Annotated in this window: 21 protein-coding genes and 2 pseudogenes; 6 read left to right on the forward strand and 17 right to left on the reverse strand. The window is 70.7% G+C overall.

The window, feature by feature from the left end:
• The 3 genes from ACP4J3_RS35580 to ACP4J3_RS35590 form a co-directional block, all read right to left on the reverse strand.
• Nucleotides 1-784 (reverse strand): pyridoxal-phosphate dependent enzyme (locus ACP4J3_RS35580; protein ID WP_426540444.1); only part of this gene is annotated, 784 nt, incomplete at its 3' end.
• Between the two features lie 616 nt (nucleotides 785-1,400).
• Nucleotides 1,401-2,411, reverse strand: coding sequence for a hypothetical protein (locus ACP4J3_RS35585; protein WP_426540445.1), 1,011 nt, complete (start codon nucleotides 2,409-2,411; stop codon nucleotides 1,401-1,403).
• Nucleotides 2,412-2,480: 69 nt separating this feature from the next.
• On the reverse strand, nucleotides 2,481-3,128 hold the full coding sequence (locus tag ACP4J3_RS35590; protein WP_426540446.1) for a TetR/AcrR family transcriptional regulator: 648 nt from the start codon (nucleotides 3,126-3,128) through the stop codon (nucleotides 2,481-2,483).
• Nucleotides 3,129-3,191: 63 nt separating this feature from the next.
• On the opposite strand from ACP4J3_RS35590, the gene ACP4J3_RS35595 reads away from it, so the two are divergent.
• From ACP4J3_RS35595 to ACP4J3_RS35610, 4 genes are all read left to right on the forward strand, one after another.
• Nucleotides 3,192-4,592 (forward strand): hypothetical protein, encoded by a 1,401-nt coding sequence (locus ACP4J3_RS35595; protein ID WP_426540447.1) that lies wholly within the window; start codon nucleotides 3,192-3,194, stop codon nucleotides 4,590-4,592.
• Nucleotides 4,593-4,594: 2 nt separating this feature from the next.
• Nucleotides 4,595-6,073: an acyl-CoA reductase gene (locus ACP4J3_RS35600; protein WP_426540564.1), complete on the forward strand. Its 1,479-nt coding sequence runs from the start codon at nucleotides 4,595-4,597 to the stop codon at nucleotides 6,071-6,073.
• A gap of 5 nt (nucleotides 6,074-6,078) precedes the next feature.
• Complete coding sequence (locus tag ACP4J3_RS35605) at nucleotides 6,079-7,104, forward strand: aldo/keto reductase (RefSeq protein ID WP_426540448.1); 1,026 nt, start codon at nucleotides 6,079-6,081, stop codon at nucleotides 7,102-7,104.
• Nucleotides 7,105-7,175: 71 nt separating this feature from the next.
• Nucleotides 7,176-7,937, forward strand: a complete 762-nt coding sequence (locus ACP4J3_RS35610; protein WP_426540449.1) for an SDR family NAD(P)-dependent oxidoreductase — start codon at nucleotides 7,176-7,178, stop codon at nucleotides 7,935-7,937.
• A 27-nt stretch (nucleotides 7,938-7,964) separates the two neighbouring features.
• Here ACP4J3_RS35610 and ACP4J3_RS35615 read toward each other — a convergent pair whose 3' ends face one another.
• The 12 genes and pseudogenes from ACP4J3_RS35615 to uidA form a co-directional block, all read right to left on the reverse strand.
• Nucleotides 7,965-9,143, reverse strand: coding sequence for a (Fe-S)-binding protein (locus ACP4J3_RS35615; protein ID WP_426540450.1), 1,179 nt, complete (start codon nucleotides 9,141-9,143; stop codon nucleotides 7,965-7,967).
• The gene (locus tag ACP4J3_RS35620; protein WP_426540451.1) at nucleotides 9,113-10,342 is read right to left on the reverse strand and encodes an FAD-binding protein; all 1,230 of its coding nucleotides are present in this window, start codon (nucleotides 10,340-10,342) and stop codon (nucleotides 9,113-9,115) included. The genes ACP4J3_RS35615 and ACP4J3_RS35620 overlap by 31 nt, the downstream gene beginning before the upstream one ends.
• A gap of 133 nt (nucleotides 10,343-10,475) precedes the next feature.
• On the reverse strand, nucleotides 10,476-11,162 hold the full coding sequence (locus ACP4J3_RS35625; protein ID WP_426540565.1) for an FAD-linked oxidase C-terminal domain-containing protein: 687 nt from the start codon (nucleotides 11,160-11,162) through the stop codon (nucleotides 10,476-10,478).
• Nucleotides 11,142-11,261 (reverse strand): annotated as a pseudogene (locus tag ACP4J3_RS35630) (FAD-binding oxidoreductase); the annotation flags it as partial. The pseudogene ACP4J3_RS35630 and the gene ACP4J3_RS35625, both read right to left, overlap by 21 nt.
• 73 nt (nucleotides 11,262-11,334) lie before the next feature.
• Nucleotides 11,335-11,663: pseudogene (locus tag ACP4J3_RS35635) on the reverse strand (FAD-binding oxidoreductase); the annotation flags it as partial.
• Nucleotides 11,664-11,665: 2 nt separating this feature from the next.
• Nucleotides 11,666-13,561: a hypothetical protein gene (locus tag ACP4J3_RS35640; protein WP_426540452.1), complete on the reverse strand. Its 1,896-nt coding sequence runs from the start codon at nucleotides 13,559-13,561 to the stop codon at nucleotides 11,666-11,668.
• Nucleotides 13,562-13,603: 42 nt separating this feature from the next.
• A complete protein-coding gene (locus ACP4J3_RS35645) occupies nucleotides 13,604-14,602 on the reverse strand; it encodes a D-2-hydroxyacid dehydrogenase (RefSeq protein ID WP_426540453.1) in 999 nt (332 codons plus the stop codon).
• Nucleotides 14,599-15,444 (reverse strand): ATP-binding cassette domain-containing protein, encoded by an 846-nt coding sequence (locus ACP4J3_RS35650; RefSeq protein WP_426540454.1) that lies wholly within the window; start codon nucleotides 15,442-15,444, stop codon nucleotides 14,599-14,601. The genes ACP4J3_RS35645 and ACP4J3_RS35650 overlap by 4 nt, the downstream gene beginning before the upstream one ends.
• Nucleotides 15,441-17,240, reverse strand: a complete 1,800-nt coding sequence (locus tag ACP4J3_RS35655) for an ATP-binding cassette domain-containing protein (protein WP_426540455.1) — start codon at nucleotides 17,238-17,240, stop codon at nucleotides 15,441-15,443. Before ACP4J3_RS35655 ends, ACP4J3_RS35650 begins: the two co-directional genes overlap by 4 nt.
• On the reverse strand, nucleotides 17,237-18,178 hold the full coding sequence (locus ACP4J3_RS35660; RefSeq protein WP_426540456.1) for an ABC transporter permease: 942 nt from the start codon (nucleotides 18,176-18,178) through the stop codon (nucleotides 17,237-17,239). The genes ACP4J3_RS35655 and ACP4J3_RS35660 overlap by 4 nt, the downstream gene beginning before the upstream one ends.
• Nucleotides 18,175-19,746 carry an ABC transporter substrate-binding protein gene (locus tag ACP4J3_RS35665; RefSeq protein ID WP_426540457.1) on the reverse strand — a complete coding sequence of 524 codons (1,572 nt, stop codon included), beginning with the start codon at nucleotides 19,744-19,746 and terminating at the stop codon, nucleotides 18,175-18,177. The genes ACP4J3_RS35660 and ACP4J3_RS35665 overlap by 4 nt, the downstream gene beginning before the upstream one ends.
• Nucleotides 19,747-19,816: 70 nt before the next feature.
• A complete protein-coding gene (gene uidA / locus ACP4J3_RS35670) occupies nucleotides 19,817-21,604 on the reverse strand; it encodes a beta-glucuronidase (RefSeq protein WP_426540458.1) in 1,788 nt (595 codons plus the stop codon).
• Nucleotides 21,605-21,838: 234 nt separating this feature from the next.
• On the opposite strand from uidA, the gene ACP4J3_RS35675 reads away from it, so the two are divergent.
• Nucleotides 21,839-22,456 (forward strand): TetR/AcrR family transcriptional regulator, encoded by a 618-nt coding sequence (locus ACP4J3_RS35675; RefSeq protein ID WP_426540459.1) that lies wholly within the window; start codon nucleotides 21,839-21,841, stop codon nucleotides 22,454-22,456.
• A 36-nt stretch (nucleotides 22,457-22,492) separates the two neighbouring features.
• On the opposite strand, the gene ACP4J3_RS35680 is transcribed toward ACP4J3_RS35675, so the two are convergent.
• The gene (locus ACP4J3_RS35680; protein WP_426540460.1) at nucleotides 22,493-23,404 is read right to left on the reverse strand and encodes a 2-hydroxy-3-oxopropionate reductase; all 912 of its coding nucleotides are present in this window, start codon (nucleotides 23,402-23,404) and stop codon (nucleotides 22,493-22,495) included.
• A 144-nt stretch (nucleotides 23,405-23,548) separates the two neighbouring features.
• Nucleotides 23,549-24,514 carry an LLM class flavin-dependent oxidoreductase gene (locus ACP4J3_RS35685; RefSeq protein ID WP_426540461.1) on the reverse strand — a complete coding sequence of 322 codons (966 nt, stop codon included), beginning with the start codon at nucleotides 24,512-24,514 and terminating at the stop codon, nucleotides 23,549-23,551.
• Between the two features lie 154 nt (nucleotides 24,515-24,668).
• Between ACP4J3_RS35685 and ACP4J3_RS35690 the strand changes: the two genes are divergently transcribed.
• Nucleotides 24,669-24,980, forward strand: coding sequence for a DUF1330 domain-containing protein (locus ACP4J3_RS35690; protein WP_426540462.1), 312 nt, complete (start codon nucleotides 24,669-24,671; stop codon nucleotides 24,978-24,980).
• Nucleotides 24,981-24,995: the final 15 nt, after the last annotated feature.

Below are 24,995 nucleotides of genomic sequence, written 5' to 3' on the forward strand. Positions count from 1 at the left end.
GACCAGGACCAGCACGTCCCCGCCGACGACTCCAGGCCGCTGGAGTCCCGCCCGAACACCGTCGTCCGGCTCGTCCCGAACGCCACCCACTGCGCCATGCAGAAGGCCCAGGAGATCGTCCCCTGGAGCCTGCAGTGGCTCCGCGACCAACTGGCCTGACCCCCGGGCACCACCAGGTGTTCCCCCGGCTGGGGGGAACATCCTTGCCCAAGCAGCACCAACCGTCCGCGGCGTCCGACTCCGTGCCGAAACCCCGGAGCCGGTCCGACGGCCGGGATGACCGTGGTGCCGCCGGTCCGCCGGTGGCCCGGGCGAGGGTGTCGGGCACCCCGCAGCCGAGCTGTTCCCGCAGCTCCAGCACGTAGGTCTTGGTGCCGTGCGGGAAAAAGGGGTAGTGGACGTCGCCGGCGTAGATGACACCCGGCTCGTCGGCGGCTCGGGCTGTCGCCTGGACGGTGTCTTCGCGGGTGCGGGGTATCTGGTGCACGGTGGCGCCGTAGGCGCGCAGTTGCGCGACCTTGCCTGCTGAGGTGCCGGCCGGTACGTACACGTCGCAGGCGATGCCGGCGCGAGTGGCGACGGCGGTTCGCGCGTTGCCGCTGCTGTCGGCCATGAGCCGGGACACGTCGAGGCGGGCGGCGAGGGCAGCCGGCATCACTCCGCCGCGGTCCTTGAGGGGTCCGGTCGGCATGAGACGGTCGACTTTGAGTTGGACACCGAGCTGACCGGGCGTGGTGACCAGGGGGGTGTCCTCGCCCATGGCGATGTCGGCTGTCTTGGGCATGAGCGGTGTGTGCCCCACGAGGTCGAGGAGGCCGTGGCAGTTCGCGCACTGCCAGGCCGGGTCGCCCAGCGGATGGGTGTGGCTGCACGCGGCACACCGCAGCGTGCCATGGTGGTCCGCGTCGAGCGGGCTGTGTGGGTTATTTCCACAGGTCAGAGGCCATGTTTACGCACTGAATAAACAGCTCGGGGCGAATCCGGGTCGAATTCAGGCTGTAGGTATTGTCGTTCCCGTCCGCTTCTGCGGCATATCCGGGCATTCCGGGTGTCAAATGTGGTTCAGTGACGTTCTGTAGCAGACATCTCGGATTCTGATGCATTGGAAGTATATGTACGAGGTGTCCTCTTGCTGCCCTGCTCTGGCTGAACTTGAACACCGATGGTGCGTCCTCCGGCGAGCCGTGCCCGGGCCGGGGTGCGGACACCGTGCTGACCTCGCTGTCGCCGATCTGGTCGCCCGCCGCCCGACGAGGTGGAACCACTACGGTGGACGCGCTCCATGCTGTCGCCGTTGACGCGGGCCGCGCAGGGTGGCGGGGGTGTGAGCCGCTGCGTGGTGTCCGGTCCGGGAGGCCGGTCCGGCGACCGGCCTGCCCGCACGGATGCCGGGCGTTCCCTCAGTCCGCCCTTGTCGCGACCGCGGCGGCCCGCACCCAGGCGGCCCAGGTCTGGATGCGGTGCCACAGGAGTTCCCGGGTCGTGGCGAAGTTGTGCATGTGGCCCATGCGCGGGCAGACGTACAGGTCCACGGACGCGGCCGATAGGTAGGCGCGGGGCTCTCCCTTGGGGTCGGCGGACACATCGCGCTCACCGAGGGCCACCAGTACGGGGACCTCCACCGCTGCCGCCTCGGGAGCGATCACGCCGGGGGTGAGGCAGGAGGCGATCACACCCATGGGGTAGGTCGAGGCGGTCCACGGGCCCTGGCGCACCCGGTCGGTGTCCACGTCGTCGTAGTGGAACAGCCACCTGTTGGCGGCGGAGGCGATGTCGGGCGGTGGTGCGGAGCGTCGGGCCGCGTCGAGGCGTGCCGCGTTGAGCACGATCGGCTCCTGACCGGGCGGGGTGTCGCGCGGGGTCCACGGCACCACGGTGGGCGCGGCGCCCGGCGGAGCGGGCGGGTGACTGTGGACGGCGCTGTAGCCGAGGACGCCGATGCCGTCGTAGCAATGGTACCGGCCCTGCTGGGCCACGGTGAGCGAGCCGCCCATGGACTGGCCGATGCCCAGCACGACGGGGTCGGCGAGGGCGGGCAGGGTCGCGTCGAGCGTGCCCTTGGCGAGACGGTCCAGCACCACCTGCTCCGCCGCGCGGCTCGCCGCGGTCAGCGTGCCGTAGCCCAGCCGGGCCGGGTCGTGACGGGTGCTGTCGCCGGTGCCGAGGTGGTCGACCGAGACGAAGATCCAGCCGGCCGCGGCATGCCAGTCGCCCTGGCTGCCGTTGCCGGGTCCGGGCAGGTCGGCGGAGAAGTAGCCCCGGGAGAAACCGGCGCCCGGTTTGGCGAAGCACACCACGGCCGGCGAGGCGAGGGCGCCGGGGTCCGGCAGGTGTGCCGTCATGGCGATGCCGGCGGGTTCACCGAGGCCTGCGGCGTCGGTGACGTCGATCGTCACGTCCATCCGTTTCACGAGCGCTCTCCCGGTCATTGCGTCTGGGCGGGTGCGGGCGGCACAGCCGGGGTCGGGACACCGGCGGGATCAGCGGCTCAGCACCCCGTTCAGGAACAGGTGCACGGCATGGCGAAGATGCCGTTCCTCCAGCTCGGAGTCGCGGGCGAGGCCGAAGGCGGCCAACTGGGCGGGCACCATGGTCACCATGGCCAGGAACTGTTCGGCGGCGATCTCGCGGTCGGGGGCGGTCACCTTTCCCTGACCGGCGTGCGCCTCCAGGAGATCGACCACTGCCCGGATCCGCGGTGACCAGGTCAGCGTGCGCGTGCTGAGGGCGAATTCCGGGAAGCGGTGTGCCTCGGCGGTCGCCATGCGCGTGAGACGGGCGACGTCGGGGTCCACCGCCCGGGCCAGTGCGGAGCGTCCGATCGCCAGCAGTCCGGCGGCCAGGTCGCCGCCGGGCTCGACAGCCGGTGGCTCGTCGCCGGCCCACCGGGACAGCGCCCACTTCACGACCGCGCCGAACAGTGTCCTCTTGTCCGGGTAGCGGCCGTAGAGCGTGCGCTTGGTGATGCCCGCAGCCTTCGCCACAGCTTCCATCGAGGTGCCGTCGAACCCCTTCTCCAGGAACACCTCCAGCGCGGCCTCGCGCAGCCGGACGCCCAACTGCTCCGCTTCGGCCTGTGTGGGCCGTCCGGCGCGCAGGCGCCCTGCCGGGCTCGGTGTGGTCTCCATTGACATAAGTATACGGCTCCGTATATTTGATGTCCAGGACAGTACGGAGCGGGATGGAGAGTCATGACGCAGACGACCCCCGCGGCGCCGTTGAACCCTGACGACGTGGCGGCATGGACGCGCCGGCCCATCGAGGAACTGTTCGCCTTGTCGCGGGGCGAGGTCGAGGAGGCCCAACGCCGGGCAGTGGCCCGGCGGTTCGAGACGCTGCGGCCCCGCGTCGCCGCCCTGGACGCGCTGGCGACCCGTCAGGGCGTGGACCGGATCGAGGCGATCGAGGACGTCGTGCCGGTGCTCTTCGACCACCGCGTCTACAAGAGCTATCCGATCGGCCTCATCGAGCGGCGCCGGTTCGACCGGCTCACCGCCTGGCTGGACCGGCTCACCGCGCACGACCTGACCGCCGTACCCCTGGAGGGGGTGCGGTCGGTGGACGCCTGGCTGGACCGCCTCGACGACAACGGAATGATCGTCGGCCATTCGACGGGCACCACCGGCAAACTCAGCTTCATCCCGCGTTCCCGGGCCGAGTGGCCGGCCTGGCGCAACGTCCACTTCGCGGCCATGCGCGCGGCGATCGGGGTGGACGTGCGGGAGGTGAGGATCCCCCAGTTCTCCGCGGGCTACCGCTCGGGCCACCAGATGATGACCAAGATGGGCCGCCTGTTCGCCCGGGAGCAGGCGGGCGGGGACGCCGCCCGGCACGCGCTGTACGACTACCCGATCTCCTCCGACCTGCTGTCCCTGGCCGGCCGGCTGGCGGCGGCCGAGGAGAGCGGGGAACTGGACCGGCTGGAGATCGATCCGGAGCTGCTCCGGGAGCGCAAGCAGCTGATCGAGACGAGCCGGCACCGCGACGACGACCTTCAGCGGTGGTTCGCCAGGCTGGCGGAGGACTTCCGCGGGCAGCGGGTGCGTATCGGCGGTACGTCGGCCGACCTGGTCCGCCTGGCCCTCAAGGGCCGTGAGAGCGGCGTCACTTGCGCGTTCGCCCCGGACTCGATCCTCATGGCGGGCGGCGGGATGAAGGGGTTCAGGGACGCCCCGCCCGACTGGGAGGAGCTGCTGAAGGACTTCTTCGGCATCGACCGCATCCGCAGCCTGTACGGGATGTCCGAGTGCATGGGCACCGCTCCGCTGTGCGGCTGGGGCTTCTACCACCTGCTGCCCTGGACCGTGCCGATCGTCCTCGACGAGGAGGCCGCACTCCTGCCGCGCACCGGGACCGTCACCGGCCGGCTGGCGCTGTACGACCTGCTCGCCGAGACGTACTGGGGCGGGTTCATCTCCGGCGACCGGGTCACCGTCCACTGGGACCACCACTGCCCGTGCGGCTGGGGCGGCCCCCGGCTGGGCAAGGACATCGCCCGGTTCGGCGAACTCGACGGCGGGTACGACAAGATCACCTGCGCGGGCACCGCCAAGGCCTACGGCGCCTTCATGGACTACGTGAACGGGGCGTGACGATGACGCTGACGACACCACCGACCCGGAACGCCACCCTCGACATCCCCCTCATCATCCGCGGCCGGGTCATCGAACCCGGGCCGGACGCCGTCGAGTTCGGCGGCCGTGCCGGGGCCCGCTTCCGCGCCCCGGACCCGTGCAGGCACGCCGCCGATCTCGTGCTCGCGGACGCCGACGCCCTGCGGGACCTGCACGACACGCCCATCGACGAGATCATCGACTTCCTCGCCGCGCTCGGCCCGCGGCTCGCGCTGGACAACAACCCACTGATGCGGCAGGCGTTCGAGCTGTGCCTGGCGGCCGGGGAGCTCACGGAGCCGGTGCTGCGGCCCGTCTACGAGCAACTCCCCGCCATGTTCGACCGGGACCGGCTGAGCGGGCAGATCGACAAGACGGTGGGCAAGGCCTTCCTCGACGGCTGGGTCGAACGGGGCCGCCCGGGCCGCTCGACGATGCGGATGCGCGCCATCGGCACCCGGCAGATGCACGTCATCGCCGGCAACGTCCCGGTGGTGGCGGCGATGACCGTCCAGCGCGCCGCCCTGACCAAGGGCGACTGCCTGATCAAGATGCCGTCCAACGATCCCTGCACCGCCGCAGCGATCGTACGCACCATGATCGACCTGGACCCGGGCCACCCGGTCACCAGGCACTTCGCGGTCGCCTACTGGAAGGGCGGCGACGAGGAGGTGGAGCGGCGGATCTACCGGCCCTCGCGCATCGAGAAGCTGACCGCCTGGGGCGGCATGGCGTCCATGACGCACATTCAGAAGTACCTCGTGCCGGGTATCGAACTGATCAGCATGAACCCCAAGCTGTCGGTGTCCGTCGTCGGCCACGAGGCCCTTCAGTCGCCCGCCGCGACCCGGGAGGCCGCGGTCGGTGTCGCCCTGATGGCCGGGCGCATGAACCAGACCGCCTGCTCCTCCACCCGGATCGTCTACGTCGAGTGCGGCACCGACGAGGACGACCTGACCCGCCTGGAGGCGTTCGGCCGGGCCGTCCACGACGCCTTCCTCAGCCTGCCCCCGCACGAGTCGACCGCCCCCGGGCGCCCCAACGCGGCCCTGGAGGAGGAGATGCGGGCACTCGCCCTCGACGACACCTTCTACCGCGTCATCGGCGACACCGCCGGTGCCGGTGTCGTCGTCTCGCGTACCGACGAACCCGTCGAGTTCGCCGACATGCTCAGCAACCGGGTCGTCAACCTCGTCCCGGTCGCGGACATCACCCGCGTACGGCACTGGGTCAGTGAGGCCACCCAGACCGTCGGCGTCTACCCCGAGCGGCTGCGTGAGCGGCTGCGCGACCCGCTGGCCCTGCATGGCGTCCAGCGCGTCCTGCCCGCGGGTGCCTCCCTGCTGGCCCCCTCCGCCGGGGTGGACCGGGAGCAGACCCTGGGGCTGCCGCACGACGGCACCGAGCCGCTGCGCCGCATGGTCCGGTGGGTCGTCGACCAATCGGCTCAGGCGGTGTGAGCACCATGAGGACACGGCGCCTGGGACACAGCGGCCCGGTGGTGTCCGAGTTCGCGCTGGGCACCATGACCTTCGGCATGCGCGGCTGGGGCTGCGACGAGGCCACGGCCACCGCCCTCGTGGACCGCTACCTGGAGGCCGGCGGCAACTTCCTCGACACCGCGGACGCCTACGGCAGTGCGGAGGAGATCTGCGGGCGGGCCCTGAAGGGCCGGCGCGAGAGGGTCGTGCTAGGCACCAAGGCGGGCCTGCCGGTCGGGGCCGGGCCCGACGACGGCGGCACGGGCCGAGTGCACCTGACCGCCGCCTGCGAGAGGAGCCTGCGGCGCCTGGACACCGACCACATCGACATCTTCTGGATCCACGTCGACGACGAGCGCACCCCCCTGGAGGAGACCCTGCGCGCCCTCGACGACCTGGTCCGCTCCGGAAAGGTCCGCCACATCGGCGTCTCGAACATCCGCGCCTACCGCCTCATGCAGGCCCTGGCGGTCGGCGACCGGCTCGGCACCGACCGCCTCATCGCCCTGCAGGGCCAGTACAACCTGATCGTGCGCACCCTGGAACGGGAGCACTTCCCGCTGGTCGCGCAGGAAGGACTCGGGTTCGTCGGCTGGAGCCCGCTCGGTGCCGGCATGCTCACCGGCAAGATCACTCCCGGGCAGCCGTCGCAGGACACCAGGCTCGGACAGCGCACGGTCGCCCTCGACCGGCTGATCAAGAACGAGCACGGCTTCCGGGTCGCCGCCGCCGTCCGGCGAGGCGCCCGCGAACTGGGCTGCACACCGGCCCAGCTCGCGCTCGCCTGGCTCCGGACCCGGCCGGTGACCGCCGTGATCATCGGGGCGCGTACGCAGGCGCAGCTCGCGGAGAACCTGGCCGCCCTGGATGTGGTCGTCCCGCCGCAGCTCGCGGCCGACCTCCAGGAGGCCTCCCGGCTCCCGGACGAGTATCCGGGCACCTTCATCGACATCGTCCAGGGCTGGCTCCACGACCCGCGCAGCATGCGCGCCGGCCCCGCGGACGCGTGACACATCCGGCACCCTCCGGTGGCCGGTCCCCCGGACCGGCCACTGGAGCGTCTCACGGGAGGGAGGGCCGTGTGAGCGGCTCACTTCAGGGAAAGGCCGCGGTCGTCACGGGCGGCGGCTCGGGCATCGGACTGGCCGTCGCCCAGCGGCTGGCCCGGGAGAAGGCCGCGGTGGCCGTGTTCGACCTGGACGCGACGGCGGCGAAGGCCGCGGCGGATTCGATCGCCGCCGACGGGGGAACCGCGGTCGCGCTCGCGGTCGACGTGGCCGACCGCGACGCCGTGGACCAGGGCATGGCCGACGTCAGGCGCCGGCTCGGCCCGGTCACCGTCCTGGTCAACAACGCGGGCAAGGAGGGCTTCCGCAGACTCCTCGACATCAGTGTCGAGGAGTGGAACCGGCTGCTGGCCGTCAACCTCACCGGCACCTTCCACTGCTGCCAGGCGGCCGTCCCCGACATGGTGGCCGCGGGCTGGGGCAGGATCGTGAACATCGCCTCGTCCTCCGCCCACAGCGGCCAGCCGTTGATGACCCACTACGTCGCCTCCAAGGCCGGCGTCATCGGCTTCACCAAGGCGCTCGCCCTGGAACTCGGCCCGCAGGGCATCACCGTCAACACGATCCCGCCCGGCTTCATCGACACCCCGATGACCCGCCGCAACGAGGCGCGCGGCCGGCTGGGCGGCACCGTCGACGAGCACGCCGCCCGCACCCCGGTGCGCCGGGCCGGCACACCGGAGGACATCGCCGCGACCTGCGCGTTCCTCGCGAGCGACGAGGCCGGTTACATCACCGGCCAAGTCATCGGCGTCAACGGCGGCCGCAACACCTGAGGTTCGCGGCGTCGCGGCGGCCGCCCGTCATGCGGGGCTGTCGGGAGCCGTCTCCGCGGCCGACGGGAACTTCCCGGGGCGGGCGGTCCGCAGAGCCGATGTCGTGCCGTGCAGGGAGGCGTCGAGGAGTTCGATCGGGTGGACGACGGGAACGTCGGCGTCGGCGGCGTGGCGGCGGATCTGCAGAAGGCAGCCCGCGTTGCCGGTGGCGATCACGTCGGGCCGGCCGGCGAGGAGGTTGCCCGCCTTGCGCCGGCCCAGTCGCTCAGCCGGCTCGGGCTGCACCAGGTTGTGGATACCGGCCGAGCCACAGCAGATGTCCGGCTGCCTCGGTTCGGCTGTGATCCGCTGTGCGTTGGCCAGGTGGCAGGCATCGTGATACGCCACCTTGACGGGCCGTCGACGCGGGGCCACCGGGGGAAGAGACGCGAGCAGCTCGTGGACGTCGCGGACCTTCGCCGAGAACGCCTCGGCTCGCTCGGCGTAGGCGGGATCGTCGTGCAGCAGCTCGCCGTACTCCTTGAGCGTGGACCCGCAGCCGGCCACATTGACCACGATCGCGTCCACGTCCAGGTCGCCGAGCGCGTCGATGGTGCCGCGCGCCCGCCGCGCCGCGTCGGAGTCCAGGCCCGCGTGCATGCTCAGCGCACCGCAGCACGGCTGGCGGGGCGGGATGAGGACATCACAGCCCTCGGCGGACAGCACCCGGGCGGTCGCGGCGTTCACGTGGCCGAAGTAGACCCGCTGGGCGCATCCGGCCAGCAACGCGACCCGCAGACGCCGTTCGGTCCGTGCGGGTACGAAGGACGGCGTACGGGAGACCAGGGCGCGCAGTCGCACGGGGGGCAGCAGACCGTCGAGGGCGCGGAGCCGGGGAGGCAGCAGCCGGCGCAGCAGTCGCCGCAGACCGGTGCGCCGGTACAGCAGCCCGAGCACCGTGGCGGCGCGCAGGCGGTTCGGACAGGGGAACAGGCTGAAGATCAGCCGGCGGAACAAGGCGTCCGCGGGCGCGCGTGGGACGTTCCGCTCGACCTGGGGCCGGGTCGCCTCCAGCAGCCGGTCGTAGCGCACGCCGGACGGGCACGCGGTGACACAGGCCATACAGCCCAGACACCCGTCGATGTGCCGGGCGAACGTGGCATCCAGCGGCACCTCGCCCCGGTCGGCCATGTCCATCAGGTGGATACGGCCACGGGGCGAGTCCATCTCCTCCCGTCCAGCAGGTACGTGGGGCAACTGGGCAGGCAGAAGCCGCAGTGGACGCAGTCGTCAAGCAACTCCCGTCGAGGCGGATTCGTCTCGTCGAACGAGTTCAGATCCATGGGGTGAACCTTCCGGCGCCGAAGCGGTCCGACGGGTCGAACCGCTGCTTGACGGCCCGCATCACGCCCACGGATGCCGGCGGCGGGCCCCACGCCGGCATGTCCACCCCACGGCGCAGAACGACCGTGCTGCCGCCCCGGCCATCGGTTTCCTCCCGCAGCCGGCGCAACTCCTCGGGGCTGCCGCCCGCCAGCCGCACCGTATGAATCCCGGCCGCGACACTGCTGCTGAGGGCCGGGCCGGCAGCCGGTCAACGCACCCACGAGATCCGCCACCCACGGCCACAGGCCGGGCAGCGTTCCGAGCCGGAACACCGTGTCGCCGGGTTCTCCCAGCGAGACGGCGGCCACCGCCTGCCAGACCGAGGGATCGGCCTGGTCGAAGCCCGCGGCACGGGCCCGCCGGGCCACCCCGGCGCGGCTGCCGTCGAAGCGGGCCAGCAGCCGGCCGTCGTACCACTCCAGCGCCACCGGCTCCAGGGCCTCCCGCATCATCCGGTCGGCCAACTCCAGGCTCCGCCCGGGGGTGCAGGCGGCGGCGACGGTGCACGATGCCTCGGCCAGCGGGTGCAACCGCAGGGTGACCTCGGCGATCACGCCGAGCGTGCCCAGCGAGCCGTGAAACAGCTTGGCCAGGTCGTAGCCGGCGACGTTCTTGATGACCTGCCCGCCCGAGCGCGCGACGGTCCCGTCCGCCAGCACGACGGTGATCCCGATGACGCAGTCGCGCAGCGTGCCGTAGGCGTGCCTGGCCGGGCCCCCGTCGGCCGTGGCGAGCAGTCCGCCGACCGTCGCGCCGCGCGGGATCCGGGCCGCGTCGAGCCCGACCTGCTGCCCGTTCTCCGCCAGGACCTCCTGCAGAGCGGCGAGCGGCGTGCCCGCCTTGACCGCGACGGTCAGGTCGGAGGGCTGGTACGTCAGGACTCCGTCGAGCCCGGTGACGTCCAGGACGGCGTCGTGCGGCGACGGTGTGCCGCCCCACTCCGCGGCCGTACCGGAACCGGCGATCAGCAGGCGCGGCGGGCCGTCGCGGACCGCGTCCCGCACTTCGGCGAGCGTGGTCGGCCGCAGGCGCGTCACCATCGGTCGATCACCCCCGCCGCTTCCAGTGGATGGGGCCGGTACGGGCTGGGGCGCTCACCGCACAGCCGGGGCGTCGGGAAGATCTTCCCCGGATTGCACAGCCCCGCCGGGTCGAACGCCGACCGCAGGCGCGTCATCGCCCGGCATCGGCACCGACAAGGCCTGCTCCATGCCCGCGATGTTCAGCGAGCAGGACCTGGAGGTGCAGGTTGCCGTCGCCGGCGTGGAACACGTTCGCCACCCGCAGGCCCGCCTCGTCGGCCATCCCGGCGATCCGGACCAGCACCTCGCCCAGCCGGCCGCGCGGGACCACCCCGTCCTGGACGATGTAGTCGGGGCTGAGCCGTCCCGCAGCGGCGAATGCCGCCTTGCGGCCCGTCCAGATCAGCTCCCGCTCGGCCGGGTCGTCGGCCACGCGCAGCTTCGTGCTGCCGTGCCGACGGCAGAGTCCGAGCACCCGGTCGAACTGCTCGGTGACCTCGTCCGCCGGGCCGTCCAGCTCGATGACGAGCGCCGCCGCGGTGTCGGCGGGGACCGCCGCCTCGACCGCCCGGACAGCGAGGTTGTCCATCATCTCGATGGCGGCCGGGACGATCCCGGCGGCGATGATGGCGGTGACGGCGTCGCCGGCGGCGGCCACGGTGGGGAAATCGGCGACCACGGTGGAGACGGTCTCGGGCCTGGGCAGCAGCCGCACCACCACTTTGGTGATCACCCCGAGGGTGCCTTCGGACCCTGTGAACGCACCGAGCAGGTCGTATCCGGGCTGTTGCGGCGAGTCTCCGCCCAGCGTGGTCACCGTGCCATCGGCGAGCACCACGTCGGCGGCGAGGACGTGGTGGACGGTGAAGCCGTACTTGAGGCAGTGCGCGCCGCCCGAATTCTCCGCCACGTTCCCGCCGATCGTGCAGACCTGCCGGCTGGACGGGTCCGGCGCGTAGTAGCAGGCCGTACGGTGCCGCGGCCCGGCTGATCTCGCGGTTCGTGACGCCCGGCTCGACCACGGCCCGCCGGTTCACCGGGTCGACCTCGACCACCCGGCGCAGCCGCTGCAAGGAGATGACCACCCGTCGGCGACCGGCAGGGCACCGCCGGACAGACCGGTACCGGCGCCGCGCGCCACGAAGGGGATGCCGTGGCGGGCGCAGCCCTCGATGGTGGCTGCCACCTCCGCGGCCGAGCCGGGTAGGGCAACCAGCGCGGGAACCACGCGGTAGCCGGTCAGTCCGTCACATGCGTAAGTGCGCAGCTCGGTCGGCTCGGTGAGGACGTACTCCGTGCCGACGACCGCGACGAAATCGCTGACCTTGGAGGAGTCCATCGTCACTGTCGTCCGCCGTACTCGATGACCACGGTCTCGAAGAGCGGCAGTTCGGGCAGGGTCAGCGAGACGGTGCCGTCGCGGAGGGTCAGGGCGAGGTCGACGGCGGAGCGCAGTGCGTGGGCGCGGAGCGGTGGGCGGTCGGTGGCGAGGCTCACCGTGATGTCGCGGACCGGGACCGGCGCGTGGAAGGCGGTGCCCAGCTGGCCGGTCAGGTTGACCAGGTTGACGAGCCGGCATCGCGCGCCGGGGTTGTCCCGTACGGACACCTCCACCAGGGGCGGCGCGTCGGTGGTGAGGCTCGGTTCGAGGCCGAGCAGGTCGCGGAGGGCCGCCATCACCAGGCGGGCGTGGCCGTCGTTCGCGTACTCCTGGTAGTGAGTGCCGATGTTCCAGGGGATCTCGACATCGCCGGAGGGTGTGCGGACCATGCCGTGGACGTCGGAGGAGATCTCTGTGTAGTAGCACTTCTCCGGCGGGCCGAACATGTGCGGCGGTATGTAGGCCAGGAAGCCCGTCCCTTCGCTCTTGCCGCCGGGCTCGAACGCGCCGTAGAGGTACACCAGGTCCAGGTCGTCCAGGCCGGTAAGCCTCTTCTTGTCCTCCGGGCGGATCGCGAAGTAAGCGCCCTGGATGTGCTCCTTGCCGGTGGTGCCGGTCCGCAGGACGGGGCGGTCCGTGTCGAGGGCCAGGCGGGGGGCGGGGGCGACGACGACGGCGTAGTCGCGCAGCCGCTCCCGGTCGGCCACGGACTCGCTGATCACGTCGAACTGCACGTGGTTCTCGGCGAGGATGCGGTACATGCCGAAGAACTCCGGTCCCCGGCCGCGCGGCTGGACCAGGAGGACGTCCGAGACCGGCTTCGTGCCGGTGTAGTAGCGCTCGTGCGCGGCGTGGAATCCATACAGCTCACGGACTTGGTCGAAGCACCGCCGATCCTCCTGCCCGTCGAGCGTGCCCAGGACGTAGTAGTCGAGCCAGCCGCCGTGCACCGTGTCCTGGGCGAGGCGCAGGGCCGTCAGGTGCGGTGATACGGCGGAGTTGCGCATCGGGAAGTCGACGAAGTGGACGGCGGCGTTGCTGACCGCCATGCCGGGGAAGCTGTCGGTGACCATCTTCACGTGATGGCTGGCCGCGTAGGTGAAGTCGGGGATGCCGTCGGCCATGTGCGTGCCGGACTCCAGGCGGAAGATGTCGGTGCCCGACGGTGTGTAGTTGCACGTGGCGATGGACGGGCGGATGGCCTTCACGGCGGCGGCCCGGCGCTGGAAGAGCTCGGCGACGGTACGGGCCTGGAACTCCAGGTAAGCGGGATAGCTCTCGTCCTCCGTGGAGCGGGGCAGCTCCCCCGCGCACTCCTCGGCGAACCGGCGTGCGCAGTTGGCGCACTGGCAGAAGCCGTGGAAGACGCGGCTGTAGTCGCGTACCTGGTAGCCGTGCATGTTGATGAAGACGCCGTCGATCGGGTAGCGCTCGGCTGCCTCGGCGAGGATCTCCAGGGACTTCTCCTGCTGGTACGCGCCGTTCAGGCAGGTGTGCACCTGGCCGTTGTACGTGACCGACTCGCCCGCGAGGCTCTTGTAGTGCCAGTCGGGGTGGCCGGCCGCGATGGTCTCGTTGAGCTTGCTGAAGTCGAAGCGGGCGATGAGGCGGATGCCGGCGGCCCGGGTGCGTTCGATCACCTCGCCCAGGAAGTCGCTGCGCAGGTGCGGGTTGCGGTGGTGGAAGGGCAGAGACGTGGGGTAGTTGGCGACGATACCGCCGGCGTTGAAGAGGACGACGTTCGCCGAGAACTCCTGTAGAGACTCCACGAACCGGTCCGGGTCCGCGGTGACGTCGATCTCCCGCAGGTTGGTCTGTACGAGGCGCATCGGGCCGTTCTGCCACCAGTGGGTCATGACCTCATCCTCATCGGCTCGTGCAGGGCTGGGGCGGGCGGCTCACCGCCGGGTGAACACATGGTGCGGTTCAAGCCTGTTGAGCAGGGGTTCGCCCGCGCGGTAGCGGCGGGCGTTCTCGGTGATGATGTCGATGGAGCGCTGGGTGCGGTCGGGCAGGCGCGGAGTGACGTGGGGCGTGATCAGCATGTTGGGCGCGTCCCAGACCGGGGCGTTCGGCGGCAGGGGTTCGGTCTCGAAGACATCCGATGCCGCTCCCGCGATCACACCGTCCTCCAGTGCCGCCACGAGCGCCGGTTCGTCGACGAGCGCCCCGCGCGCGATGTTGATCAGGTACGCGGACGGCTTCATCATCCGCAGCTCGCGCGGGCCGATGAGGTGGTATGTCTCGTCGCTGAGATGCGCGGCGACGACCACCACGTCGCTCTCCCGGAGCAACGGCGCCACCGTGTCACCGCGCTCGGCGGAGTACAGCCGCTCCACCGGTCCCGGAGCCGGTGTGTCCTGACGGCGGTACGCGATCACGCGCATCCCGAACGCCTCCGCGAGCCGTGCGACCTCCGTCCCCGTATGTCCGAGTCCGATGATCCCCATCGTCCGGCCCCACAGGCTCAGCCGGTCGTGGTAGTTCTCCAGTCCTCCCCACACGTGGCGGCGCTGGGCATCGTGCAGTCCGTAGCTGTCGAACGTGAGCGACAGCGCGAAGAAGAAGACGTGCTGGGCGAGCGCGGCGGCCGAGCGCCCCGCCGAACCGGTCACGATGAGCCCTTTGTCGAACACCTCGGGCAGCGCCGAACGCGTCAGCCCGGCGTGGTCGCAGTGCACCCACTTCAGGTGCGGCGCCGCGAGGTGGCGGTCGTCCAGGTCGCCCAGGGTGACCGCGACATCGACCTCCTGGAGCGCTGCGGCGATGCCCTCGTTGTCCCGGTAGGAGACCGTGACCATCTCCGCGGGCGCGAACGCCTCCCGCAGCCTGTCGAGTTCGGCCTCGCTGTACGGAACGGTCGCGAGGACCTTCTTGATGTCACGTACGTGGGTCATGTGGCGATCATGTCTTCCTGCTCGGCGAGCCGCCGGCGCTCTTCTCGCCGGCGCTGCTGTGCCGCCGGATCGGCGACCGGGGCGGCGAGCAGCAGGCGGCGGGTGTACGGGTGTTCGGGGGTCGTCGTGACCGTGGCAGCCGGGCTGGACTCCACGATGTCTCCGTCGTGGAGCACGGCGACCCGGTGGCTGACGTGCCGGATCACGCTCAGGTCGTGCGAGATGAACAGATAGGCGACGTCGGTGCCTTGCTGGATGTCGACGAGCAGGTCCAGGACCCTGCGCTGCGTCGACAGGTCGAGGGCGGAGACGGGTTCGTCGCACACGATGAGTCTCGGGCGCGGCGCGAGGGCCCGCGCGATGGCCACCCGCTGGCGCTGGCCGCCGCTGAACTCGCGGGGCAGCCGGGCCACGCTGTTCGCGGGCAGCCCGACCTGGTCGAGGAGGGCGGCGATGCGGGCGCCTGCGTCGGTCCGGGTGGCGCCTTGGACGACGAGGGGTTCACCGAGGATGTCGCCGATGGTGAGGGACGGGTTGAGCGAGCTGTAAGGGTCCTGGAAGACCACCTGGATGTCCCGCGCGAGCGCACGGCGGCGGGCGCCGGTGACATGGGTGATGTCGTCGCCGTCGAACGTGATGCGCCCGCCGCTCGGCCGTACGAGACCGAGGACGGCGCGCCCGATGGTGGTCTTGCCGGACCCGGACTCGCCGACGAGGCCCAGCGTCTCGCCCGCGGACACGCTCAGGGACACGCCGTGCAGCGCCTGGTGGGGCCGGCGCCGCAGGCCGCGGCCGGGGAACGTGACCTGCAGGCCGCTGATGTCGAGCAGGGCGTTCGTCATGGGGTCCTTCCTCCCGTGGGCGCATCGACCGGCACATCGGTGGACGCTTCGGCAGGAGCATCGGTGCGTACGGTGTCGTCGAGGATCGCGTCGAGCAGCATGCGGGTGTACTCGTGCCGGGGTGCGTCGAAGATCTCGGTCGTCGTGCCCGTCTCGACGATCTCGCCGCCGCGCATGACCGCGACCCGGTCGCAGAAGTCGGCGACCATCCCGAAGTTGTGGGTGACGAGCACGACCGCCATGTTCAGGCGCTTGCGCAGGTCGTGGAGGAGGTCGAGGATCTCGGCCTGGACGGTCACGTCGAGCGCGGTGGTCGGCTCGTCGGCGATCAGGACCTGCGGCCGGCCCGCCACGGCTCCCGCGATGAGCACGCGTTGCGCCATGCCGCCGGATATCTGGTGCGGGTAGCAGCCGGCGACGCGCTCCGGGTCGGGGATGCCGACCCGGTCGAGCAGGGCGAGCACGCGCTGACGCGTCTCGGCGCGACGCATCGGCTGCACCGCGCGTACACAGGCGGCGAGTTGGGCGCCGACGGTGAGGGACGGGTCCAGGTTGGACATCGGCTCCTGGGGGACGTAGGCGATGGAGTGCCCGCGGACACTCCGCATCTCGCGATCGGGCAGTCCGAGCAGTTCGCGGCCGTCGAGCCGGACCGAGCCGCGTGCCACCCGCGCCTCGGGAGGCAGCACGCCGAGCACCGCGAAGGCGGTCTGGGTCTTGCCGGAACCCGACTCTCCGACCAGGCCGAGAGTCTCTCCGGCCTGGAGGGTGAAGCCGGTGCCGCGGACCACCTCGGTGGGTTCGCCGGACGGGGAGTCGTAGGCGATGGCGAGGTCCTCGACCACGAGCAGCCCCTCGCTGTCGGCCGCCGCACCCGACGCGGCGGACCGCGGCCGGGTCGGCGAGACGATCGGCTGCGGCCGCCGCGTACTGCCCTCAAGGGTGTCCCGCAGCGCGTTGCCGAACAGCACCAGCGAGGCTGTGATCACACCGAGCAGCAGGCTGGGGAAGGCGAACTGCGACGGCGCGACGTACAGATTGGAGAACCCGGAGGCGATCATCGCTCCGAAGCTGGGCACCTCGCTGTTGCCGACGCCGAGGAAGGCGAGTCCGGCCTGGACGCTGATGGCCGTACCGGCGAAGAACGCCGAGGCGATGATGACCGGTCCGCGTACGGCGAACAGGACGTGCCGGGCCAGGATGCGGTGGTCGGGGAGCCCGGAGACGCGGGCGGCGTCCACGAAGAGTTCGTTCTTCACGCCGAGCACCTGATTGCGCACGATACGGAAGATGACCGGCGACATCAGGATTCCGAACAGGGCCATGGTGGCCCGGTAGTCGCCCTTGGTGACCGGCATCAGGACGATCAGGAGCAGCAGCCCGGGGAACGTCATGATGAGGTTGAACAGCCACTCGGTGGTGGCCCGTACCCGGGTGCCGAAGTAGCCGCCGGTCAGGCCCGCCGGTACGCCGACCGCGAGCCCGATGCCGGTGCCGATGAGCGCGGTGACCGCACTGGTGTTGATGGAGTGCAGGAGCAGGGAGAGGATGTCGCGGCCGTCCTTGTCCGCGCCGAGCGGATAGCCGTCCGTGCCGGGCGGGGCGTTGATCGCGTCGAGCGAGGCGGCGTTCGGACCGTGGGACGCGAGCACGTTCGCGAGCAGGCCCGCCGCAACGATGACGAGCAGGATCGTCACGGTCACGACCGCCTGCGGGTTACGGGAGAGCCGGCGCAGGGTGGAGGCGCGGTGCGCGGCCGGGTCCGCCGGCGTTCGCGTCTGCGTCTTCTCGCTCATCGCACCCTCGCTTTCGGGTTGAGCCAGCCGTTAAGGAGGTCCACGGCCAGATTGACGACGACGACCATGAGCACCCCGAGCAGCATCACGCCCATGATCACCGGGATGTCTCCCTGCAGGGCGGCGTTGAAGGAGAAGCTCCCGAAGCCGGGCAGCGCGAAGACGTTCTCGATGACGAGGGAGCCCCCGAGCATGGTGAGGAACTCCAGGGAGAGCACAGTGAGCGCGGGGCCCGCGGCGTTGCGCAGCACATGCCGCAGGACGATCCGGCGCGGGGAGAGCCCACGGGTGCGCAGGGTGCGTACGTAGTCCTTGCGCAGCTCGTCGATCATCGCGCCGCGCACCTGGGCGGTGAGGGTGGCGATGCCCGAGATCATGAGCGCCGCCACGGGGATGACGATGCTCGCCGCCCATTTCGCGGGGTTCTCGGTGAACGGGGTGTATCCCGTGGCCGGCAGCCAGTTCAGCTTGATCGCGAACACATACACCAGGGCGATGGCGAACAGCAGCGACGGCACCAGGTAGCCCACGAGCGAGACGCCCTGGGCCGCCTTGTCGACCCCGCCGCCCCGGGTGGCGGAGGCGACGCCGAGCGCCACGCTGATCACGGCCGTGACCAGGAGCGCCGTGAGCACGACGGACAGGGTGACACCGAGCCGGTCCATGACCGCTCCGCGGACCGGCTCACTGGTGAAGTACGAGGTCCCGAGGTCGCCGCGCACGGCGTGGCCGAGCCAGTCGGCGTACTGCACGAGGACCGGCCGGTCCATACCCAGGGACTTCATGCGGGCCTCGACCGCACCGGCCGTCGCCCCGGAGCCCAGCAGGCTCGCGGCGACGTCGTCGAAGCTGAAGCTGAGCAGCCAGAAGGTGATCACCGAGACGAGCAGTGCGAGCACCAGGCCGGCCCCGAGCCTGCGCACTGCGTAGAGGATCACCGGTCAGCCCCTTGATCCGCGGTGCCGAACCAACGGAGCGTGGAGACATTGCTCTCTCCGTGGTTGAGCATGGTGATGCCGTCCTTGGTGAACCACAGCCGGTCGAGGCTGAGCAGGGGCGCGTCCCAGACCTCACGGGTCAGGAAGGCGTTCGTCTGCTTCGCGAGCTCGGCGCTCTTGTCCGGATCGGCCTCGCGGTGGAACTTCCGCATCAGGTCGTCGAGTTGCGGGTCACGGGTCCCCCAGGGGTTGTGCGAGGTGTTGGTCGGGATGTACCAGTTGAGCTCGCGCGGGAAGGCCATGGAGGACTCGACGGTGAAGTACATGGGGTACTTCTTCGAGGAGTAGGCCGAGTACGTGCGCTGCGGCGGGATGGCGTCCCAGCTGACCTTGATGCCGATGTCCGCGAGCGCCTGCGTGATGGTCGGCACGAACGGCTTGGCGTAGATGATCTCCGGCATACGCACCGAGAAGCCCTGGGGGTATCCGGCGTCGGCGAGGAGCTCCTTGGCCTTCTTCGGGTCGTAGTCGAAGGAGCCGTCGAGCTCGGGGTCGTATGCGGGGCCGTTCGGGCTGAACTGCTGCTGCATCGGCGTGGCCGCCCCTTTGACTAGCTGCTTGTTGATCTTCTCGCGGTCGAAGGCCATGGCGATCGCCCGCCGGACCCGTACATCGCCGAGCGCGGGCTCCACCTCGCCCTCGCGGTCGCCGAGCACGAGCATCGCGAGCGCGGTGGCCTTGACATCCGTCTTCTTGAAGCCGGCCGCGAGGACGCGCTTCTCCTCCTCCACCCGTACGCTGCCGGCGTTGACCTGCCCCGAGAGCAGCGCGTTCGTGTACGCGCCCGGGTCCTTCATGAGCCGGACGTCCACGGTGCGGAAGGGGAAGTCCTTCGCGTTCCAGTAGTCGTCCCGCCGCTTGAGCACGAACACCGTTCCGGCCTCGGTCTTGTTGGTGTCGAGTTCGTACGGTCCCGAGCTGACGGGGTTGCGAGCGGTGCGCTTGTCGTCGACCGTCCTGGGGTCCGCGATCACGCCTCCCTCGGAGGCCAGGGCGTGGAGCAGCACCGCGTCGGGCGCGTCGAGCCGGAAGACCACCGTGCGCTTGTCCGGCGCCTCCACCTTGTCCACGCGCTTGAACAGCGCCCGGGCCGGCCCCGCCGTCTTCATCGTGTGCTCCACGGTCGCCTTCACCGCGGCGGCGTCGACCTCGGCGCCGCTGCTGAACGTCATGCCGGAGCGCAGCTTCAGGGTGAGGGTGCGGCGGTCGTCGCTGTACTTCCAGCTCGTGGCCGCGTTGGGCTTGAGCTCCCCGTTGTTGTCGGTGTACAGGAGTGTGTCGTACAGGGCGCTCCAGATGAACCCGTTCTCGCCGACGGTGAGCTGGGCGGGGTCGAGGGAGTTCGGCGCGGTCTGGATGGCGAGCTTGAGTGCCTCGCCGGCCTTCGGCGTGCTGTCGGACCCGTCGGTGGAGCCGCCGCAGGCGGCGACGGACGACAGGGTGATCAGCGCGGTCGCGGTGGTGAGGGCGGGAGCGTGGCGGCGTGTGCTGTGCGGTCGTAGGGGCATCTCGCGAACTTCCTTGTCCGGGGAGGGTCCGATGGGCTGTTCAGGAGTGCTGTGCGGGACGGAGGCTCGGTCACGCGGTGGGTTTACGCGACCCGTTCCGCCGCCAACGGGCCCGAAGGGTGTGGGCCGCGGCCTTCGGCTGGCGCTGCCGGGTGAACACGCCCTTTTTGTTGCCGTCGACCCGGTGGATGCCGTTGGAGGTGCGGAAGTCGGCGAAGTTCCATACCTGTTCGCCGATCACCGCGTCGAAGCGGTCGAAGACGCGGTGGTGCATCTCCAGGAGGGCCTTCTGGTACTCCTCGGTCCACGGGATGTCCCAGACCGAGTGCAGGCCGCTGACGGTGTCGGCGCCGTACTCGCTCATCACGATCGGCTTGCCGTGGGTCTTCACCCAGTCCGCGAGCTCGGCGTCCAGGGCAGCCTCGGCGGTGGCGAGGTCGCCGTTGGCCAGGTACCAGCCGTGGTAGCGGTTGAGGCAGAGGACGTCGAAGAGGTCGGCGATCCGGTCGTTGGAGGGGCTGGCGAACATGAAGCTGGCGTACGTCACCGGGCGGGTCGGATCGAGCTCGCGGACCAGGTCGACCAGGGGCTCGAAGTACTCGCGCGCGCCCTCCTCGTGGGAGGCGGGCTCGTTGGAGACGCACCACATGACGACGCTGGGGTGGTTCTTGTCGCGGGCGATCAGCTCCCGCAGCTCCTGCGCGTGCGCCGCGCGGGTCGCGTCGTTCATGGTGTCCGGCGAGAACGTGGGGCGCTTGTTCGGGTTGGCGATGCCGCCCTCGATGAAGAGGTTGAGCCCGACGGCCGCCGACTCGTCGATGACGACGAAGCCCTGCCGGTCGGCGAGGTCGAGGACCTCTTCGGCGTACGGATAGTGCGTGGTGCGGAAGGAGTTGGCTCCGCACCAGCGCATCAGCTCGAAGTCGTGGACGAGGTAGGCGTTGTCGTGCCCCTTGCCGCGTACGGCCGTGTCCTCGTGCTTGCCGAAGCCGGTGAAGTAGAACGGCTCGCCGTTGATGAGCAGTTGGGTGTCGCGTATCTCGACGGTGCGGATGCCGACGGCCAGCGGGTAGCTGTCGATCACAGTGTCTCCGTCGAGTGCTTCGGTGACCAGCTCGTACAGGTACGCCTTGCCGGGCTGCCAGAGCTTGGCTCCCGGGACCCGCAGCATTCCCTGAGCGCCGGAGTCGGCGGCCACCTCGGTCCCGTCGGCGTCGAGCAGGCGCACGCGTACATCGGCAGGCCCCGTGGTGACGACGGAGTAGTCGACGAGCCCGGTCGTCCCCTCGACATCCGTGACGACCGTGACGTCCCCGACCCGTACCGTGGGGGCGCAGTGCAGCGAGACCGAGCGGGCGAGTCCGGCGTAGTTGTAGAAGTCGTGCAGGTACTTCTGCTGCCGGCGCCCGTCCTGGGCGACGGTGACGCTGCCGGGCGGAATGGTGGTGTGGGTGAGTTCGTTGCTCACCGCGATCGTCAGCCGGAACTCCTCCCCGGCGCTCACCGCTTCGGTGATGTCGGCGTCGAAGGGGGTGTAGCCACCGACGTGCTCGGTGACCAGCACGTCATCGACGTACACCCGGCCGGTGTGCGTGGCCGCGTCGACCCGGACGAAGATCCGCTCCCCGGCCCAGCCACGCGGCACCCGGACCGTGCGCTGGTACCAGACCCAGCCGACGTGGTCGCGGATCGCCGGGTCGGTGAACAGGTCGTTGTAGCTGGCGGGTACGGGGGCTTCCAGAGGGGTGTCCAGCCAGCCCCGCCACGGCTCGGCGCCGAGCGCCGTGTCGATGGCGAACAGCCACAGTCCGTCGAGGGACACGACTTCACGTGTACGGGTGGCCCTGGGCTTCAGCATGTTCTCTCCTGTCGGAGGCGGCTCGGGAGGGAGGTGGGTGCCGGAACGCTGGTGACGGGGGCGGTACGCAGCCGGCCGGGCCCGGGTCCGGCACGCGGTTCGTCCGTCGCGCGTGCGGGTGCGATGGGCTCGTAGGCCTGCATCCGGAAACATTGGCCAATACCACGACTGCGGGTGGTAGCGTGACCGTACCACCAAAACAGCAACGTGATGCTAGTTTCGACGGGAGTTTGTATGGCGACGACGGGACGCGGCCCCTACGCCAAGACCGCCGAGGTGCGACGCAAGATCCTCCAGGCCTGTGTCGACGCCTTCGGAGACGCCGGCTTCCACGGCTCCAGCACCAAGGACATCGCTCAGCGCGCCGGGATCAGCCACACCGGCCTTCGCCATCACTTCCCCACCAAGGAAGACCTGCTCATCGCACTCCTTGAGCTGCGCGCCGAGCACAGCTCGCAGCTGCTGACCGAACTGAACGCCCGCACGCCGGAAACGGATCCGCTGGACGCGCTCCGGGGCCAACTGGCGATACTCCGTGAGAACCGGCGCAGTCCCGGGATGATCGAACTGCACACCGTGCTCTCCGGCGAAGCGACGTCCCCCGACCACCCGGCGCACAACTACTACGTCAAGCGGTACCAGGACATTCGCCAGCACTACACGCGGGCGTTCACCACGCTCGCCGAGCGCGGCGATCTCAGCGCCCCCTTTCCCCCGGCGCAACTCGCGACCATGACGATCTCGCTCATCAACGGCCTGCAGATGCAGTGGCTGTACGACCGGGAATCGGTGGACGTCGAGGGGACGGTACGCGACTTCCTCGTATCCGCGGTTCCGGCGCTGGGGCGCTGACCGCCTGCACCCTCGGCCATCCCTGCGTACGGGACATCAAGAAGCCGCTGGGTGTCGGTCGCCGCTCGCCGGTGCGCGTCCTGCGAGTTCCTCGATGACAAGGAGGAGCGCGCTGTGGTCCAGGGCTCCGAGGCCCCGGGCGCGGGCCGCGGTCAGCAGCTGGGACACGGCACCGGTCAGTGGCACGGCGACACCGGTCGCCCGTGCGAGGTCCAGCGCGATGCCGAGATCCTTGTGGTGCAGGTCGATGCGGAAGCCGGGCGTGAAGGTCCGGGCCAGCATGCCGTCGCCCTTCACGTTCATGACCTGGTTGCCGGCCAGGCCGCCCTTGAGAACGGTGAGCGCCGACCCTGTCGGTACACCGCTCGCCTCCAGAAGGACCAGCGCCTCGGAGACGAGAGCGATGACGCCGGCGACGATCATCTGGTTCGCTGCCTTGACGGTCTGCCCTGCGCCGTCGGTGCCCACGTGGACCACTGTCCTGCCCACCGCGTCGAGTAACGGCCGGGCCGCGGCGAAGTCGTCGTCGCGGCCTCCGACCATGATCGACAGGGTGCCGTCGATCGCGCCCTGCTCGCCTCCGCTGACCGGCGCGTCCAAGGGGCGGACCCCCGCCTCGCGCGCCGCCTCGGCGATGGCCCGGGACGTCTCCGGCCGGATCGTGCTGCAGTCGACCAGCAGCAGTCCTTCCCGCGCATGTGTGAGGACGCCGTCCGTGCCGAGGACGGCCTCCTCGACATCAGGGGAGTCCGGCAGCATGGTGACAACCGCGTCGGCCTGCGCGGCCACCTCGGCGATGCCGGTCGCCGCCCGGCCACCGGCCGCCACGAGGCGTTCCACCGGACCGGCCGACCGGTTGTAGCCGACGACGTCGAATCCGGCCTTGATCAGGTTCGCCGCCATGGGGGCGCCCATGACACCCAGCCCGATGACACCGACCGTCTCCATCTCTTCACGACCTTTCTGACCGGGGCGCACAGCACCGGGTGCGGACCGTCAGTCGGAAGTGCGGTATCCAATAAATGGAAAGGCGATTCTCAACTGGTAAAGAGACGGTAGGTGTGCGCCGTTCGCGTTGTCAACGGGACGGGGTCACCCGGCCGTCGCGAAGGCGCGCAGTTCGCGGGGTATGTCGGGGCCGGTCGGCGTGTAGATGACCTCCTGGAAGCCGAGTTCGCCGAGGCGGGTCAGTTTGCGGCCGATGCGGGCGGCGTCGCCGACCATGGTGGTCGTGTCGATGTGTTCCAGGAGCGGGCGGTCGCGCTCCGTGAGATGGGTGACGTGGCCTTCGAAGGTCAGCAGATGGCGTTGGCTTTCGTCGGCAAGTGCCTCCAGGTCCTCGCGCCAGGCCCGCCCTCCGGGCCGGGCGTCGACCGCCTCGGCACCGCCGCGCGCGTAGGCGTCGTGCCAGTCGACGACGCGCCATGGCCCGACCGCCTCGCGCACCCGGTCGGAGCCGGGGTCCTCGCCCTCGTCGAGGACCGTGCCGGACAGGATCGTCGACGTCGGCAGGGTGGGGTGGGGGCGGCCGATGATCCCGTCGGCCACGTCGGCGGCCAGGGCGGTGCCCCGAGGGCCGAAGACACTGATCCACAGGGGCACGTCGAGCGGCCGGGGCACCGTGAGGCCAGGGGCGTGGAGCATGCGCGCCGGCTTGCCGTCCACCATGGCCGTCTCGCCCGCCAGGAGCCGGCGGAGGGCGGCGACGTAGGCGATGAAGGCGTCGAGTCGCATCGGTGACTGTCCCAGTGCCAGGCGGGCGGTGAAGCCGGTGCCGAAGCAGGCCCGGAAGCGGCCCGGTGCCAGGCGGGCGATGGTGGCGATGGCGGACGCCATGGCCATCACCGAGCGCTGGTCGGGGACGAGGACCGCCGTGCCGAGACCGATGCGGGTCGTACGGCGTGCGGCGAGGGCGAGGTGGACGAAGGGGTCCTCCCACAGGGGCGCGGAGTCGTAGATCCACACCCGGGCATAGCCGAGTTCCTCGGCCAGCGCGGCCAGTTCGGCGAAGTCCGGACCCGGCGGGAGGCCGCACGACAGCTCAGGCGAGGGCAGCACGCCGTCACCGCCTGGCCGCCGGAGCCGATGCGCGGCTTCCCACTCTCCAACTCGCCGCCGAGGCAGTCGAGTTGGCCGACGGCGTGCTATAACTCATATGACGCATAACTCATATACCGTCTATTGTTCGTGAACATCCCACAGGGGAGGAATCGTGTCCAAGGGGTACGTCATCCTGACCGAGGCCGTCCGTGACCGGGCCGGTATGGACGCCTACAGCCGGGCGGCCGCACCGTCGTTGGTCGAGGCCGGAGCCTCCGTCCTGGCCGTCGACGAGGAGCCCCGGGTGCTGGAGGGCCGGTGGCACGGTGACCGGACCGTCGTCCTGGAGTTCGCGTCGGTCGAGGCGGCGCGGGCCTGGTACGAGTCGGCCGGGTACGCGCGGGCGAAGCCGCTGAGGCAGGCCGCGGCAGACACCAACGCGGTGCTGCTCGCCGGGTTCGAGATGCCGCCGCGGCCGGCCTAGCTCCCTGGCCTCCCA

The sequence above is a fragment of the Streptomyces sp. UG1 genome (genome assembly GCF_049974585.1).
Classification (GTDB): domain Bacteria; phylum Actinomycetota; class Actinomycetes; order Streptomycetales; family Streptomycetaceae; genus Streptomyces.